The organism is Streptomyces sp. NBC_00414, assembly GCF_036038375.1.
Taxonomy (GTDB): Bacteria; Actinomycetota; Actinomycetes; order Streptomycetales; family Streptomycetaceae; genus Streptomyces.
In genome coordinates this window covers 3,588,158-3,602,711 of sequence record NZ_CP107935.1, presented here as the reverse complement: position 1 = coordinate 3,602,711, position 14,554 = coordinate 3,588,158, and the positions used below count along the sequence as shown (strand labels likewise).

Sequence of the window (14,554 nt, the reverse complement as noted above, 5' to 3'; positions counted from 1 at the left end):
CGTGATGACCGACCGACGGGGAGTCGTCGCCAAACGAGCCGAGAACCTGATGCCTGGCGTGCCCTACGTGCGGGGCTGGGCACAGGCTCGACGCAGTGCCGGCGTATTAGCCGAGCAACTCACCGCCCTGGGCTTGGAGCCGGACTTCCCTGGCCTCACGGCCGACGTGAACGTCTCGGGCGAGGGCCTGGTACGCCTCGGCAACGTTCGCCCTGAAGCAGCCGTGATGCTGGCGGAACTGATCCTGTCGGGCCTTGCGGCGCAGGCGCCGACGCAAGTGGAGACGATGATGCGCGAGGCGGGGAACGCCCGACGCGACTCGTCGGCTGCCTGACCCATTTCGACCCGAGAAGCTTCGGCCGGCTGCGGTACGAGCCTGCTCCCGCAAGCGGCTATCCAAGCCCCGTACGTCTCCGTTCCCCCGGCGGATGATGTGCGGGGCCTCTCGCTGTCTTCGGTCCCCATATTGCTGCGGTCTGCCGCTCGGCCGGGACCGGCGCCCCAGCGCCGCAGCCCGGACGAACGGCAGACCGATGGGCTTGGGGAACGAATACAGGGCTCATCTCAGGAATCATGCAGCAGGACATCAGCTTGGGAAGCTTGGGCTTTTTGGCGCCGGATGCCGCGCTGACCGACCACGCACGCGTGTGCCTCGCCGCACCCCCACCGCCCTCAGCCACGCTGCCATGCCGTCGACCAGAGCAAGCTGCGCTGGCGGAAGCATGGCGGTGAGACTTTGAGTGAGGACCACTTTGTCCCGAAGCATCTTGGGTGGGGGCGCCGCCTTGGATCGGAGCGGCTCCGACCTGTGAGGTTCCCCCGGCGTGCGGGAGGTGCTGATGAGCTGGTCAGGGCGGGTTGACGGGGTTTTAGGTTCGCCCGTTCGGCTGTCGCCTGGTCGGCGTAGTGCTTCTCCTCGAACTCGACCGGACTGAGGTAGCCGAGCCGTTTCTGGATGCGACGGCTGTTATAGAAGCCGTCGATGTACTCGAAGAGCACGAGGTTGGCCTCGGCCCGGATGGTGAAGGTGCGGCCACGGATGCATTCGGTCTTGATGAGCATCCAGAGGTTCTCCGCGAGGGCGTTGTCGTAGGAGTCCCCGACGGATCCCATGGAAGCCTGAACTCCCCCCCTCAGCAGCCGGGTTGTCAGTTTCGCGGACGTGTACTGACACCCGTGGTCGGCGTGGTGGACGAGCTTTCCGGGGGTGACCTCGCGGGAGGCGAGGGCGTACTCCAGCGTCGGCAGGACCAGATCGGCGTCCGCGAGGGCGGAGGTTTCCCAGGCGACGACGCGGCAGGAGAAGGCGTCGCGGATCGCCGAGAGCCACAACGGCCCATCAGCAGCGGAGATCATCGTCAGGTCGGTGACCCACAGCCGGTTCGGGGCCTTCGCGGTGAAGTCGTGCTCGACCAGGTCGGGGGCGAGGGCGGCCTTGGGGTCGCGGCGCGTGAAGCCCTTGCGGCGTGGGCTGATGCCCGCGATGTCGGCCTCGCGCATCAGGCGCTCGACCCGTTTGCGCCCGACGTGGACGCCCTCGCGTCTGAGGACGGCGTGCACGCGCGGGGCGAGTCGTAGATGCCGCCGGAGTCGACGTGGATCTCCTTGGTCTGCTCGGTGAGTTCCACGTCCCGGCGCCGGCGTTCACACGGCTCGCGCTCGGCACGACGCCGGCGGTAGTACGTCGAGGAGGCGATGGACAGTTCCCGGAGTACGCACTCGACCCCCAGGTGCGGGTGCTCGTCGAGGAGCGCCGTCACCTGGGCCGGATCGGGTCGAGCTGGGCCGCGAAAAAAGGCCGAGGCCGTCCGCAGGACATCGTTGGCACGCTTGAGCTGGGCATTTTCCTTGCGCAGCGCCATCAGCTCGGCCCGCTCGTCGGTGGTGAGCCGGGCGTCGCGCTCGCCGGCGTCGGCTTCGGCCTGCCGGATCCAGCCGCGCAGGGCCTCCGGGTGTACGCCGAGATCGACGGCGAGTTTCTTGATCTGCGGTTTCGGGTCGGAAGTCCGGTACATCCGCACCGCACGCTCACGCAACTCCAACGAGTACTTTCTGGGGGCAGCCATGGTCGATGTTTCTCTCATGAGAACCATCTGACTCTTCGTCACCATCCTCCGCATCTCGGTCGAACCTCACCGGCGTTGACCTTTGACGCCTCGTGCCCGTCTGCGCCTGGCGCGTCTGATTGTTGATGACGGGTGGCCAGTCGCCTGTGCTGCCGAGCGCTATGACGTGTCCTGGCCCACCGCCAAGCGGCAGCCCGATCGATGCGCCGAGTCCGGTCCGACCGCAATGCTCGACCGGTCCCCACGGCTTCATGGCAGCCCGGCCCGGACCCCACAACCGCAGGTCCGCCGGATCGTGCATCTGCGCTGGAAACAACCGCTGGGCCCGCTCCGGATCGCCGGACGGCCGGGCATGCCCGCTTCGGCCGCCCACGCGGTCCTGACCCCATCCCGGCGTGATGCTCCACGTCGACGGCAAGAAGCTCGGGAATGTCCCCGACGGCGGCGGCTGGCGTTACGTCGGACGCGTCCAGGGCCGCAGGAACCGTGCCGCAACACCCGACAAGCCTCGTAACAAGTACTGCGGACCGTGCTAATACGTCAGTTACTCACGCAACGAATTTCGGCGCCTAGGCGATGCAAGATGCCAGCGAAATCTTCGTGACCACGACTCAAATGATAGAATCCAGAAACAATGGTTTCCCCTGAAGAAATAAGACCAGCGAGAACATAGGCAACTGCACAACGCACATCAGCAGCAACGACTGTTGCCCCCCGTAGTGGAGTCCTACCTCTCACTCTGACTGTGCTCCCAAATTTTTCGACATCTGCCCCAAAAGCCTGTAACCCAAGAACGTGACTGGACCGGCGCTTGTGGACTCCTTCGGTTATTCGAGTTGTCGTACTCACTTGTGTGGCAAGAACTGCGGCTTGAGGTTGTAGGTCGGTAGGGAAGCCGGGGTGTGGCGCCGTAATAATATGCCGACCTCTTGAGCCCCTAGAATATATACCATCAGACTTGATGACGCATGAATCACGCGCGAAGGAAATTTCGGCCCCGGAGTCATACAGGAGACTCCAGAAAGATTCCGGTAGATCAGTCGGGGCAAAGTTCATTATTTTAATTTGGCCACTTGTGATCATTGTGGCAATCGCCAATGATCCGGCTTCGATCCGGTCGGACGGTAAAACATAGTCGGAACTGCGAAAGCCTTCGCTGCCTGTGACTTCGAGTGCACCGTCGGATCTGTAACTTATCAGCACACCAAGATTTCTAAGGTAGTTGACGAGATGAGCGATCTCCGGCTCAGGGCTTGGGTTTGTGATCAAGGAAGTGCCACGTCCACGCGCAGCCAATATCAGTGAAGTCGCTGTCGCTCCCAGGCTTGGCCCTCGACTTGTATTGGCGGAAAATTTGAAAGCGCGGGGATGAGCACCGGAAAGCGTTGAAACATAATACCCGTTCTCATAAATGATCGATGCACCTGCTGCCTCCATAGCCGCCAGATGCAGGTTTATTGGACGTTCGCAGAAACTGTCTCCTCCGGGATTTGGGAATTTTACGGAACCCGTCCTAACTAGTAGCGCGGCTGCCAGCGTAGGCGTTACCCTTAGGCGAGCTCCAAGGTCTTTGTGAATTCGAGTTCGGCAACGCAGAGATGTCGTATCTATGCTCAGTTTGTGCTCGATGTATCTGGCATCACAGCGGAGATCTAAGGCAATATCAATAAACGTGCTAATGTCAGCAATCCCAGGGACGTTGCTCAAAACTACGGGCTTCGGAGCGAGGAATGAACAAGCCGCCAGTAGAAGTGCGCAACCTTTCGCTCCTTGTGGAGCTGCCTCGCCATGTAGACGGCCGCCCCCGTTGATGTAAATCAAAGGATTCAAATCTATCCTCTCCCATTCAAACCGGTGAGATTTGTGATGCCGTCTGCCTAATTTTCTCTGAACGAGTTCACTACCCACCATTATTCAAGGGAAAGTCACCGGGTTCTGAACGGCACTCAGTTCCTACCGCGTCGGAAACACAGCACCCCGCCGGTCAACCGTGACCCATCGGCGACCGGGATCTGGGAAATGTCTTGCTCCCATGCGGTCCCAGCGAAAGACTGGGCCAGTCGCACGATCGCGTGGTAGGCCCGCCAGTGCAGTTCTACTTGTTCTTGGATTCCGTGAATGGCGGCAAAGGTGGCGGGATACTCCCTGAGTATGAGGACAGCCCCAGGGCTCATAGTGGTCATCAACCGGGTGAAAACCGAACCTATAACTGTGATGACCGACGTGTAGCCTCCGCTAACGCCGAAATCCCGCCACAGCAAGGCCGCTTCGCCGACGTTACCGAAAGACCGAATATATCGTGAGCGGTCCCACTGTGAGATAATTAAGTCGTCGAGAATATGGTTACCCACCACGAAGTCGTAGCCGGCCCAGGAGTGATCGTGGCTGGTGATATCGAGTTCCAGCAGCCGCAGATCGATTCGGTTCCCGGCGTGCCGAGGGGACGCTGCGGAAGTATCGCTGTCTACACGAGTCAAGCAACAGTCGATATCTGCGCCGTATAGCGCGAAGGGGATCGTCCGGGAGTATCCGGGCAGAAGTTCTAGCAGGCGGCTTCGCGGTGCCAAGCCGAGTTGCTCAAGAACTCGGCGCCATAAATAGCTGTCATGGACCAATTTGGGGTAGTTGACGGGTCGGCTCACTTTTTCCGCAGTGAGGACGAGTGCGTGCAAAAACGCTGCGTGGGAGGAGAAATCGTGTCCTGTTCCCTCGAAGCTCGACAGGTCCTGAGGCTGGTAAGAAGAGACTCTGTCGCGTGCAATTTGGTCCAGCGTCAGGCCAGCTAGCCAGCCAGCCAACCAGCTTGGAGGGAGATGCTCACTCCAAAAGTCAGAAGCGCAAGTCCGCGATGGCCCGAGCCCCGGAGTTGAGCGAGTCGACCCTGATGATGCGTGGATCGGCGCTGAATGGTGTTTGTTGGTGCTCACGGTAGCGCGACCTCCCCTCCAATATGACGACGCGCTGGAGTCCCGCTGTTAGAGCCGCAACACCGTCGCTGCGAACCTGATCGCCCACGTGCACCGCATTTGATGGTTCGATGGCCAGGTCTCGCAAACCACAAACGAACATCTCCGGGTTCGGTTTTGGGTAGTAGCCATCTTCCGAGAAGTAGCAGAAGCTGAAATATTGCATCAGGGAGTATCGCTCAAGTACGTGTCGGACGGCTATTGAGGAAATCCAACCTGTGTTGGAGACCAAACAAATAGTCAGCCCTGCCGCACTGAGTTCCGCCAGGATGTCGCGTGCCCCTGGCAGCGGGGGTACAGGGATGCAGTGAACCGCAGCGTCCACGTTGGCGAGCGTCCGACGGATCAGTTGTGTGTCATCGCCTTCACCTGGCTTTGCCCCGGGCAGGCTGTCCAGGATGGACTTGAGCCGTTTCGTGGGCGTCAGCACAGTGCGGCCGGCACGGATCGCTGCGGCGAACCGCTTCCCCTCGCTGCGTACCTCCGCATTGACGACCTCGCCGTCTACCCGTCGAGCGTGCGACAACTGCTTGGCTAGGCGCAGCTCGATGTTCCCGCTTAGTTCCACCGTGTCGTCCAGCAGAGTGTCCCAGCAATCAAAGAAAACTGCTTTGATGATCACTTGCTCCCCTCCATTCGTTCCAGGAGAGAATGAACGATGTTGTCGCTGCGACCCCCAGCCATCTTGCGACCTGCTGCCAAGTGCGTGTTAATGTCGACGAGGTAGCTGCGGTAAGCTTCTAGGTCCGAATTCAGCCGAAAACTCGGGAGCTCTTGCGAATCCAGCCCGGCACAGAAAGAGTTTACGTACATCGTCCCGTCGTAGATACCGACGGACTGGGTTAGAGCTAGTGGTGTCTCTGTGATATTCAGTAGGCTCCTTTCCTTGTCGTTCAAGCTTTTCGCAAATTCTCGCCAGCGCGCAAGAGCCAATGGGAACTCGTCCCGAATGTGGGTCTTATGCGGGTCATATATGCCATTTTCCACAGATTCATGCGATGGCAGCAGGATGTCGACAGTTACCTCCGCAGCCAGCACTTTGCGTAGTTGATTTGAGCACAGGTGTACCAGGTATCTGAGCGATATTCCAGAGACGAATATTGATGACTGAGTTCCCTCAACCAAACTACGAAGATCCAAGCCCGATAGATGTCGCTCCTGCACGTTGTTCCAAAAGGCCACCTCGGAATGTGGGGGGCGGCCGCGATTTCTGCTCTGACTGGCCAAAGTGCTCGAAATGCGTCGGCATGCAGTTGCTACGCTTGCGAGTGTGTTCCCATCCGTCCGCTTTGCATAGCCTAGCAAAAGCATTCCAGAGATGTCGCTCGGAAGATGGAGGTCAATTCCTTTCAGTGTTGCGGGCCATTGCGGAACGTCGGGGGCGACCATAAAGACCTTGTTTCGGCCGAGCTTTCCGATCAGCAGACCCATTTCGAAGATGACGTTGTCTCTTGGTATTGAGGAAGTGCTGCCGCGCATCTGGCGAACATCGTCGGGCGAGAGAACGACCACAGCGTAGTCCGTATTAGCAATAACCCGTTCAAGGCTCTCCACTAATGTCTCGCTCGGCGAGGACATGTCGTGAGTCCATAGACTGGGCTCAGAAACGCGCTCTAATTGGGAGAATATTGCTTCGGCGTAGGCGAGTCCTTCTGATGACGACGCGATGAACAGCCGCGGCTTATGTGTCACTCCGCCCTCCCGTCATATACCTGATGCATTATTAATTTACGCCTATGACATCTCTACCCCCGATACGTCGTCCACTAATCACGCTCACCGTAGCGCATGGCACCGTTGGGTAGAGAGGGCCGCGAACGAGTTCGGCCATAGAGATAGTCACATCGCCAATGCGCCGCCAAAGAGGATCAGGTGAATTCCAGCGAAAACTAGCGGAACGAAGCGTTCAGCTGCCCCAAGCTCGGCGTATCGGCTGCGCCCTCTGAAAAATCTTTCGCTCTTTAGGGCTTCCCATTCATCGGTGAAAATTCTGACAGATAGGCCTTCCTCTAGCCTGTTGATAACTGCAAACTTTGCCGAGTTGAGATCCCGGTAGCTGCGCAGTTGCATCCACCATGCGACGGCAAGAGTGATACCAGCCATAGCCACTGCGCACGACACCCACCATGGTGATTCGGACAACTCCGGAATCCCGAAGCCGATTAGAGTAACGAGCGCGGTCTGTACGGACAGGAAGAAAGAATTGGCAGAACCCCGTCGCGCAGATATGCGATCAGCCATCTCTACGGTCAGCTTGTAGAGTTCTAACTCTTCCGACTGCTGGTGTGAATTAGGGATAGTTTCCACCGAACCTCTTCATTGGAATTTGTGCGTTTTCCCCGGACGGTCGTTACTAGTCAACGATTTCGAGATAGTTTCTGTGAGCTGGATAAACCCTGTAGCTTTTTTCTCTTTGGCGTGTCGCGCAGGGGTCGCAGGCCAGGATGTTCGTTCCTCAGACCGTCTGGCACTATCCGGGTATGTGAAGACACCGTTCCTCACTTCAATCCCGAGAAAAGATATCTGGAGAAGTTCCTCTGGATACTCATTCGCGCGGTCTGCTTCTTCTCTGCTTGGTGCAGACTTTATTAGCTCTAGAGCATCTGGCAGGATTTGGTTCCCATGTTCTCGCTTCGGCTAGACTGCTTTTGTTGATCACCGATGCTGCGTGCTGGATCTTGTGGGATTCGATGGGATCCTTCGATTACCCCAGGAAAACTTGGTAAGGCATGATTCCCCCTCTAGCCTGGCGACAGATGCCGCGTCCCCTAGATGCATCAGAGTGAGCTCCTGATCACGCTCGCACCCGCCCCTCCGGCGCTCCAACTGCCCTTCTGTGCATCATCGGGCTAATATTAGGCAATGAACGGTTGATGAGGGAGACTCTTCGCAGATCGACTTCAGGCCGTACCCAGAGGTCGGTGGAGCGGGTTGGCCAGTGGCTTGCCTGGTTTGGGGGCGAGCATGATCAAGGGGCCGTACGCTGGCCGGCAACTCGGGCAGGCTTGTGAGTTGCCCGGAGACAGGAGCGCAGGTCCGGCCGGGGGCCGGGCCGCGCGGGGAGCGGAGCGAGCCGCCTTGATGACGTAGAGAAAGTCTGAGCCAGCCGCAGTTCCCTACAGCCTGAACGAGAGCTCCAACTCGTCGCCCGGCAAGTGGAACTCCTCCAGTGCCAAGGGCTTATCTGTCTCCGTGAGCGTCACTCGGAGGACGTGTAGAAGCGGAACTCCGTCCGAGAGCCGGAGGGCCTGAGCCTGGTCCGGCAAGGGCATGCGGGTGCGGATGTACTCCGTGAAGTGGAGTTCGTGGCCCAGCTCGGCGAGCGCGTTGTAGAGGTCCGGTGCCGGCGGTGGGGCCTCCTCCTCGTACTTGGTGTCGAGGAGTACTGAGAACGGCACGTACGTCCGGTGGAGCTGCCGCAAGTGGCCCTGGTCTGCCGTCTGTAGGGCGTCGTACGTGAACATCGGCTCGCCTGGCGGGATGCGGAGCAGGTCCGCCAAGGCCAACGGGGCGTCGGTACGGGTGGCTACGGGTGGCTCGGCGTCTGTCCATCGGAGGCCGTCGGCTTCGATGTAGCGCCCGTCCGCAGCTCGGCGTACGCCGCGCGGGCGCGTGTGACTGGGGCGGCCGTGGGGGGAGCGGGCGAACGTACCGCGGCCCATGATCGCCTCGACCAGACCCGACGCCCGAAGCTCTGTGAGCCCTTGGCGCACCGTCGGGCGCGTCACCCCGAACTGCTTCGCCAACGACTCCTCGGACGGGAGCGGTTGGCCGGCCGGGTAGGTGCCGTTCAGGATGCCTTCGCGCAGGTAGTCGGCGATCTGCCGGTACTTCGGCTGCGTGCTCTTCGGCGGCATGTGGGGCCCTCCGTGGCCGTGACCTCTGCGGTTGTGCGTTCCCGTAGACAGCTTGTCCACGTTCGTGGACAGCTTCGCTCATCACAAGACGGTTGACAACCCGTACTACGGGTGGTCACTCTTGCTCGTCACCCGTAGTACGGGTGGTAAAGCAGCCCGAAGGGTCGGCCTTCGGGTGCCAGAGATGAGGAGATCCGAACAGTGGCAAGCCTTCCGATCGATACCGCGAAGTTCACGGGGATCATCTGTGCCGTTCCCCCTGCTCCGCGGGTTGCCAACCGTGAGACCGGTCAGCTTCGAGTTGACCGTGAGACTGGGAAAACCGTGTACCAAGTCGGCCTCTGCCTGATGGCCGGAGGCTCCGCGGACGTCGTGAACGTGAGCGTCTCAGGGGAGCCGGTCGGCATCCAGCTCGGTATGCCGGTGGCCGTGCGGGACCTGGTCGCCACTCCGTGGGAGAACGACGGGCGGCACGGCGTCGCCTTCCGTGCCGCGGAGATACGGCCCCTGAGCGCTCCTGCTTCGGCGGGCAAGGGGGCTGCGCAGTGATGATCCTGGCCTCCGCATCCTCGGACCGGGAGACCTGGCCGAGTTGGGTTCTGCTGGTGGCCACAGTGTTGGTGTCGGGACTGTTCATCACAGCCCCGGTCCTGCGCCGCCGCTACCCGTTGGCCTGGTGGCTGTTACTCGGCTTCCCGGCCACCGCCCTCCGGGTGATGTACACCTGGCGAGCCTTGATGGCGGGGTGCGGCCTAGCCGTCAGCCGTCGGCCGGCACTGACCGTGGTGTCCGGGCTCGTCGGCAACGGGGCCCCTCCGCCTCAGCCGCGTGTGCCCCGGCGCGGTCTCGTACGGCCGACCGCCGGCGGGTTCTGGCTGCTGGTACGGCTGTTACCGGGGCAGGTACCCGAGGACTTCGTCAAGGCGGCTCCTGCCATGGCGGAGGACTGGCAGGTTCACGCGGTGCGCGTGACCTCCTGGAAGCCGGGGACCGTGCGTGTCGCCGCCTCAGTGTCCGATCCGTTGGCGGCTCCTCGGGTGCCGAAGCAGCGCGGGCCCGGTCGTCTGCTCCGCGTAGCGGTGGGCGTGCTGGAGACCGGTACCGCATGGGTGCTCGATCTGCGGCGTATACCGCACTGGCTGATCGTCGGAGCCACCCGCTCCGGCAAGTCGACGCTCATCAACGCACTCGTGGCGGGCCTCGCTCCACAACCCGTCGCGCTGGTCGGCATCGACTGCAAGGGCGGCATGGAACTGTCCCTCTACGAACCGCGGCTGTCCGCCCTCGCGACCAACAGGGAGCAGGCGGTCCAACTGCTCACCGCACTCGTAGACCTCACCCTCGACCGCATGACCGTCTGCCGGGCGGCTCGCGTCCGCAACATCTGGGGCTTGTCCGACAAGGAACGGCCGGTCCCTGTCGTCGTGATCGTCGACGAGATCGCGGAACTCTTCCTCGTCGCCAGCCGGAATGAGAAGGACGAAGCGCAGGCGGCCGGTACGGCGCTGATCCGACTTGCTCAGCTTGGCGCGGCTCTCGGAGTCTTCCTCGTCGTCGCCGGTCAACGTGTCGGTTCCGACCTGGGACCCGGTGTCACCGCACTTCGGGCCCAGCTCGGCGGCCGGGTGTGTCACCGAGTGGCCGACCCCGGTACGGCAGAGATGGCGCTCGGCGACCTCAACCCCGACGCGCTCAAGGCGGCGCAGGCCATCACCCCCGAACAGGCCGGCACAGCCGTCCTGGCTTCCGGCGACGGCTGGGAACGCGCCCGGTCGCACCTGATCACGGAGGTGGAGGCGGAAGCCGTCGCAGCCGAGTACGCGCACCTGACCCCCGTGCTCTCCGAACTGCACGTCGAAGCGCAGTGAAAGGGGCCTGTCGTGCTGGTGTCCATGTCCGCCGTGCTGCTGCTCGGCCTGCTGATCTGGTTCCTCCTGCGCATCCGCTACCTGAGGTGGGCCGATGCACTGATCTGCGGAACCTTCGGCTTCCTGCTCTCCCGGACCGTGGCCGCGCCGTTCGTCCAAACGCTCCTCGACGGCGTGAACGGCTTCCTCGGCCAACTCCGCTTCTGAACACACCCGCTGATCCGAGAAAGGGATCTCCCGTGTCCGACTACGTCATCCGCTCCGGTGACCGCGCCGCCTTCCTGGCCGGCCTGCGGGAGCCGGTCGACTTCCCGACCGCCAATCCTGCGGTCCTCTTACCGCGGCACGCGTCCGTGGCATCCCTGGTCGACGCCGTTGGGGCGCCGTCCGAGGAGTGGCAGTGACCGCCCGTACGACGGGCTCCCGACGGGGCGCGAAGTCGCCAAACCCGACCCCGTCAGGAACCCACTCCATCCGCCACATGAGCAGTGAAAGGAGCACTCACACTTTGTCCACCGCGCATCGTTCGCGCAAATCTCCTCATCCGGACTGCGAGCTGAGGGAGAAAGAACGGCCGACCTGCCTCGGACGGGAACAGATAGTCCTCGTCGGGCTCGACGGCTTCGAGCAACACCTGTGCCCGGCGCATGCCGCCGCACTCTGGCTCACCGATCCGACACTCAGGTTCAGCGCCAAGACCCGACCGCAGGGGATCACTGCCGTGATGTGGCAGGCGTTCGGGGGCGGTGATCGGCGATGACCGCACTTCTCCCGAAGAACCTTGCCGCCCTGGTCGCCAGGGCATCGGAGCCCGACTTCGCGGTCTGGCGACGGAACATCGTCCGCCTCGGCGGCTGCACCAACCCGATTCACCTGGTCGGCGGGGCAACCGTCTTCGACACGACTACCGGTGAGGCACTGTTCTCGTACGAGTCGGACGTCTACGGCGGTCGGCTGCTGACAGCGTGCGGCAACCGGCGGGCGACTGTCTGCCCGACTTGCTCTCGGCTCTACCGAGCGGACACGTATCAGCTGATCCGGACCGGACTCGTCGGCGGCAAGAACGTTACGGAGGAGGTGAGCGGGCACCCTCGGGTGTTCGTCACCCTGACCGCTCCCGGCTTCGGCCCTGTCCACACTCGTCGTGAACGCGACGGACAGGTACGAGCCTGCCGTCCGAGGAGGCCGGGGGAGTGCTGCCGACACGGCTCGCCGGGCGGCTGCCATGAGCGGCATACGGCTGACGATTCCCGGCTCGGTGAACCGCTCTGCCCGCGCTGCTACGACTACGCCGGGGCCGTGCTCTGGCAGGCGCACGCCGGACAACTCTGGCACCGCTTCGGGCTGGAGCTGCGCCGCGAGATCGCCCGGAGGGTCGGGCTGTCCCGTACGGAGATCAGCGAGGCTGTGCGGCTGTCGTACGCGAAGGTTGCCGAGTATCAGCGGCGCGGCTTGGTCCACTTCCATGCCGTGATCCGCCTCGATGGCCCGGACGGACCGGCCTCGGTCCCGCCTGGCTGGGCGACGACGGGTCTCCTGGCGGAGGCCGTGCGGGCGGTCGTCGTGCGGGTGCGGCTCGTCGCTCCCGGCGCGGAGGTCGTCGGTCCTCGGGTGCTGCGGTTCGGCGAACAGGTCGACGTGCGCCCCATCGCGGCGTTCGGCGCGGGGGAGCGGCTGACCTCGGCTGCTGTCGCGGGCTACATCGCCAAGTACGCGGCCAAGGGAGCGGAGTCCGCCGGCGCGGTGGACGGCCGGGTTCACCACGCACGGGACCTGGTCATGTTGCCGGTACGGGCTCACGTACTCCGCCTGATCAGCACCTGCTGGTGGCTCGGAGGCCTGCCTCCGTTCGAACCCCTCGGCCTACGGCGCTGGGCGCACATGCTCGGCTACGGCGGCCACTTCTCCACCAAGTCACGCCGCTACTCCACCGCCCTGACCGCGCTCCGTCAGGCCCGTGCAGATCACCGCGCTGAGGAACAGCGGACAGCCCTCGGCATAGGCGAGCGGCCAACCGTCACGGTCGGCCAGTGGCGCTACGCCGGGCGCGGCTACTCGCCGGAGGCCGCGCTCCTGGCCGCGTCGGTGCGGGAGAGCGGTGATCCTCATGGCGCGTGAGAAGCCGGCCGAACTGCTCACCGTGCGGCAGGTGCTCGACGAGCTGGGCGGGATCTCCCGGCGCACCTTCTACCGCTGGCGGGAACTGCGCATAGCTCCGCGCTGCATCCGGTTACCGAACGGCGAGTTACGGGTCCGGCGAGACGTGCTCAACGACTGGTTGGAGCAGCGTGCGGAGGGGGCCGCGTCGTGAAGTCGTACAAGGTCTCCGTATGGAAGCTCTCGGTCAATCGGACGACCAAGAAAGTGACCTATCTCGTTCGCTGGGTGGTCGACGGTCAGTCGTTCAGCGAGTCGTACAAGACAAAGGCACTGGCTGACCGCTTCCGCGCGAAGTTGCTCCGCACTGTGGACAAGGGAGAGCCCTTCGACACGGTGTCTGGACTGCCCGACTCACTGCGCGGCGGCAGGGCTGCGCTCTCGTTCTTGGAGCTGGCGGTCAGTTACGTCGATGCCAGGTGGGCGGAGGCGTCCGCGAAGCAGCGGGACAGCGTAACCGACTCTCTGGCGACGGCTGTCCCTGTGCTGGTCAAGCCGGTACGGGGACGGCCGGCGCCGGACCTCGTGCGCCGCGCACTGCGCTCGTACGTCCTGCCTGTGCCCCGGCGGGACAGGGAACGGCCGGATGAGATCTCGGCCGCAGTGCGGTGGATCGAGCGGGCGTCGCTTCCGGTGGCCGAGTTGCAGGAGATCGTTCGGGTACATGGGCTGATCGACGGTCTCGGGCGGAAGCTGGACGGCAAACCTGCGGCTACGCAGACGTACCGGCGGCGTCGGGCGGTGGTGTTCAACGCACTGGAGTACGCAGTTGAGTTGGAGCTGTTGCCCTCGAACCCGCTGAGCCGAGTACGCCGCAAGCGCGGTAAACGGCCAGTGCAGGAGGTTGACCGCCGAGTGGTCGTCAATCCGCGGCAGGCGCGTGAGCTGCTGGCGGCGGTGACGTACGTGGGTGGCTACGAGCGGGCCAGCGGTCGACGGCTGCGGGCGTTCTTCGGCTGCCTGTACTACGCGGCCATGCGACCCGGTGAGGCACTGGGTCTTCGTCGTTCGGACTGCGCTCTCCCGGCGAAAGGCTGGGGTCGTATTGAGCTGGCCGAGACGCGTCCGACGGCGGGCAAGGCATGGACGGACTCCGGTGAAGCGCATGACAGAAGGGGCCTGAAGCAGCGGGCGGAGGGCGAGGTGCGCATCGTGCCGATACCACCGCCCCTCGTCCGGCTGCTTCGGGAGCACCTGAAGGAGTTCGGTACGGCGAAGGACGGCCGGCTCTTCGCCAGTGAGCGGGGCAACGTCGTAGCCGCGTCGTCGTACTCGCGCGTGTGGAAGCAGACGCGAGAGCTGGCGCTCATGCCGGAACAGGTCTTATCCGTGCTCGCCTTCCGGCCGTACGACCTTCGGCATGCGGGCGTCTCGCAGTGGCTCAACTCCGGAGTTCCGGCACCGGACGTGGCCGCTCGTGCGGGTCACTCGGTCGACGTGCTGCTCAAGATCTACGCGAAGTGCATCGACGGCCAGGAGCACGAGATGAACGACCGGATCTTGAGGGGTCTGGGGGAGGAGGACGACACCGGAAAGTGAAACGGTCCGCAGGACCGATGGACGAGAGCCCTGGAGAGGTCCGGGGCTTTCTTCATGCCTGCACGGCGACGCTAGGCAGGCGCGAAAACGTCCCCTGACGT

At 63.1% G+C, this 14,554-nt stretch carries 17 protein-coding genes; 9 read left to right on the top strand and 8 right to left on the bottom strand.

The genetic code is table 11. The features are described 5' to 3' along the window. The first annotated feature begins 4 nt into the window (after positions 1-4). Positions 5-334, top strand: coding sequence for a hypothetical protein (locus OHS59_RS15325; protein ID WP_328493956.1), 330 nt, complete (start codon positions 5-7; stop codon positions 332-334). Between the two features lie 338 nt (positions 335-672). Here OHS59_RS15325 and OHS59_RS15320 read toward each other — a convergent pair whose 3' ends face one another. The 8 genes from OHS59_RS15320 to OHS59_RS15290 all read right to left on the bottom strand — a co-directional run bounded on the left by OHS59_RS15320 (position 673) and on the right by OHS59_RS15290 (position 8,889). Continuing rightward, a complete protein-coding gene (locus OHS59_RS15320; RefSeq protein ID WP_328493955.1) occupies positions 673-1,560 on the bottom strand; it encodes an IS3 family transposase in 888 nt (295 codons plus the stop codon). Then, positions 1,500-2,066 carry a transposase gene (locus OHS59_RS15315; RefSeq protein ID WP_328493954.1) on the bottom strand — a complete coding sequence of 189 codons (567 nt, stop codon included), beginning with the start codon at positions 2,064-2,066 and terminating at the stop codon, positions 1,500-1,502. The genes OHS59_RS15320 and OHS59_RS15315 overlap by 61 nt, the downstream gene beginning before the upstream one ends. A gap of 540 nt (positions 2,067-2,606) precedes the next feature. Then, positions 2,607-3,977, bottom strand: coding sequence for a UDP-N-acetylglucosamine 1-carboxyvinyltransferase (locus OHS59_RS44575; protein ID WP_443061444.1), 1,371 nt, complete (start codon positions 3,975-3,977; stop codon positions 2,607-2,609). Positions 3,978-4,012: 35 nt separating this feature from the next. Further along, a complete protein-coding gene (locus OHS59_RS15310; RefSeq protein ID WP_328493953.1) occupies positions 4,013-4,543 on the bottom strand; it encodes a hypothetical protein in 531 nt (176 codons plus the stop codon). Positions 4,544-4,895: 352 nt separating this feature from the next. After that, a complete protein-coding gene (locus OHS59_RS15305; protein ID WP_328493952.1) occupies positions 4,896-5,654 on the bottom strand; it encodes an HAD family hydrolase in 759 nt (252 codons plus the stop codon). Continuing rightward, positions 5,651-6,724, bottom strand: a complete 1,074-nt coding sequence (locus OHS59_RS15300) for a nucleotide-binding protein (RefSeq protein ID WP_328493951.1) — start codon at positions 6,722-6,724, stop codon at positions 5,651-5,653. The genes OHS59_RS15305 and OHS59_RS15300 overlap by 4 nt, the downstream gene beginning before the upstream one ends. Before the next feature lie 147 nt (positions 6,725-6,871). Further along, positions 6,872-7,339 (bottom strand): RipA family octameric membrane protein, encoded by a 468-nt coding sequence (locus OHS59_RS15295; protein ID WP_328493950.1) that lies wholly within the window; start codon positions 7,337-7,339, stop codon positions 6,872-6,874. An 809-nt stretch (positions 7,340-8,148) separates the two neighbouring features. After that, positions 8,149-8,889 (bottom strand): GntR family transcriptional regulator, encoded by a 741-nt coding sequence (locus OHS59_RS15290; RefSeq protein ID WP_328493949.1) that lies wholly within the window; start codon positions 8,887-8,889, stop codon positions 8,149-8,151. A 201-nt stretch (positions 8,890-9,090) separates the two neighbouring features. On the opposite strand from OHS59_RS15290, the gene OHS59_RS15285 reads away from it, so the two are divergent. The 8 genes from OHS59_RS15285 (at position 9,091) to OHS59_RS15250 (ending at position 14,453) form a co-directional block, all read left to right on the top strand. Beyond that, complete coding sequence (locus OHS59_RS15285; protein WP_328493948.1) at positions 9,091-9,438, top strand: SCO3933 family regulatory protein; 348 nt, start codon at positions 9,091-9,093, stop codon at positions 9,436-9,438. Then, on the top strand, positions 9,438-10,757 hold the full coding sequence (locus OHS59_RS15280) for an FtsK/SpoIIIE domain-containing protein (RefSeq protein WP_328493947.1): 1,320 nt from the start codon (positions 9,438-9,440) through the stop codon (positions 10,755-10,757). The genes OHS59_RS15285 and OHS59_RS15280 overlap by 1 nt, the downstream gene beginning before the upstream one ends. A gap of 12 nt (positions 10,758-10,769) precedes the next feature. Next, positions 10,770-10,964 carry a hypothetical protein gene (locus OHS59_RS15275; protein WP_055514380.1) on the top strand — a complete coding sequence of 65 codons (195 nt, stop codon included), beginning with the start codon at positions 10,770-10,772 and terminating at the stop codon, positions 10,962-10,964. Between the two features lie 32 nt (positions 10,965-10,996). Continuing rightward, positions 10,997-11,161: a hypothetical protein gene (locus OHS59_RS15270; protein WP_328493946.1), complete on the top strand. Its 165-nt coding sequence runs from the start codon at positions 10,997-10,999 to the stop codon at positions 11,159-11,161. Positions 11,162-11,265: 104 nt separating this feature from the next. Then, positions 11,266-11,517: a hypothetical protein gene (locus OHS59_RS15265; protein WP_328493945.1), complete on the top strand. Its 252-nt coding sequence runs from the start codon at positions 11,266-11,268 to the stop codon at positions 11,515-11,517. Further along, positions 11,514-12,875 carry a replication initiator gene (locus OHS59_RS15260; protein ID WP_328493944.1) on the top strand — a complete coding sequence of 454 codons (1,362 nt, stop codon included), beginning with the start codon at positions 11,514-11,516 and terminating at the stop codon, positions 12,873-12,875. Before OHS59_RS15265 ends, OHS59_RS15260 begins: the two co-directional genes overlap by 4 nt. Then, positions 12,865-13,068: a helix-turn-helix transcriptional regulator gene (locus OHS59_RS15255; protein WP_328493943.1), complete on the top strand. Its 204-nt coding sequence runs from the start codon at positions 12,865-12,867 to the stop codon at positions 13,066-13,068. The genes OHS59_RS15260 and OHS59_RS15255 overlap by 11 nt, the downstream gene beginning before the upstream one ends. Next, the gene (locus tag OHS59_RS15250) at positions 13,065-14,453 is read left to right on the top strand and encodes a tyrosine-type recombinase/integrase (RefSeq protein ID WP_328493942.1); all 1,389 of its coding nucleotides are present in this window, start codon (positions 13,065-13,067) and stop codon (positions 14,451-14,453) included. Before OHS59_RS15255 ends, OHS59_RS15250 begins: the two co-directional genes overlap by 4 nt. Positions 14,454-14,554 lie beyond the last annotated feature (101 nt).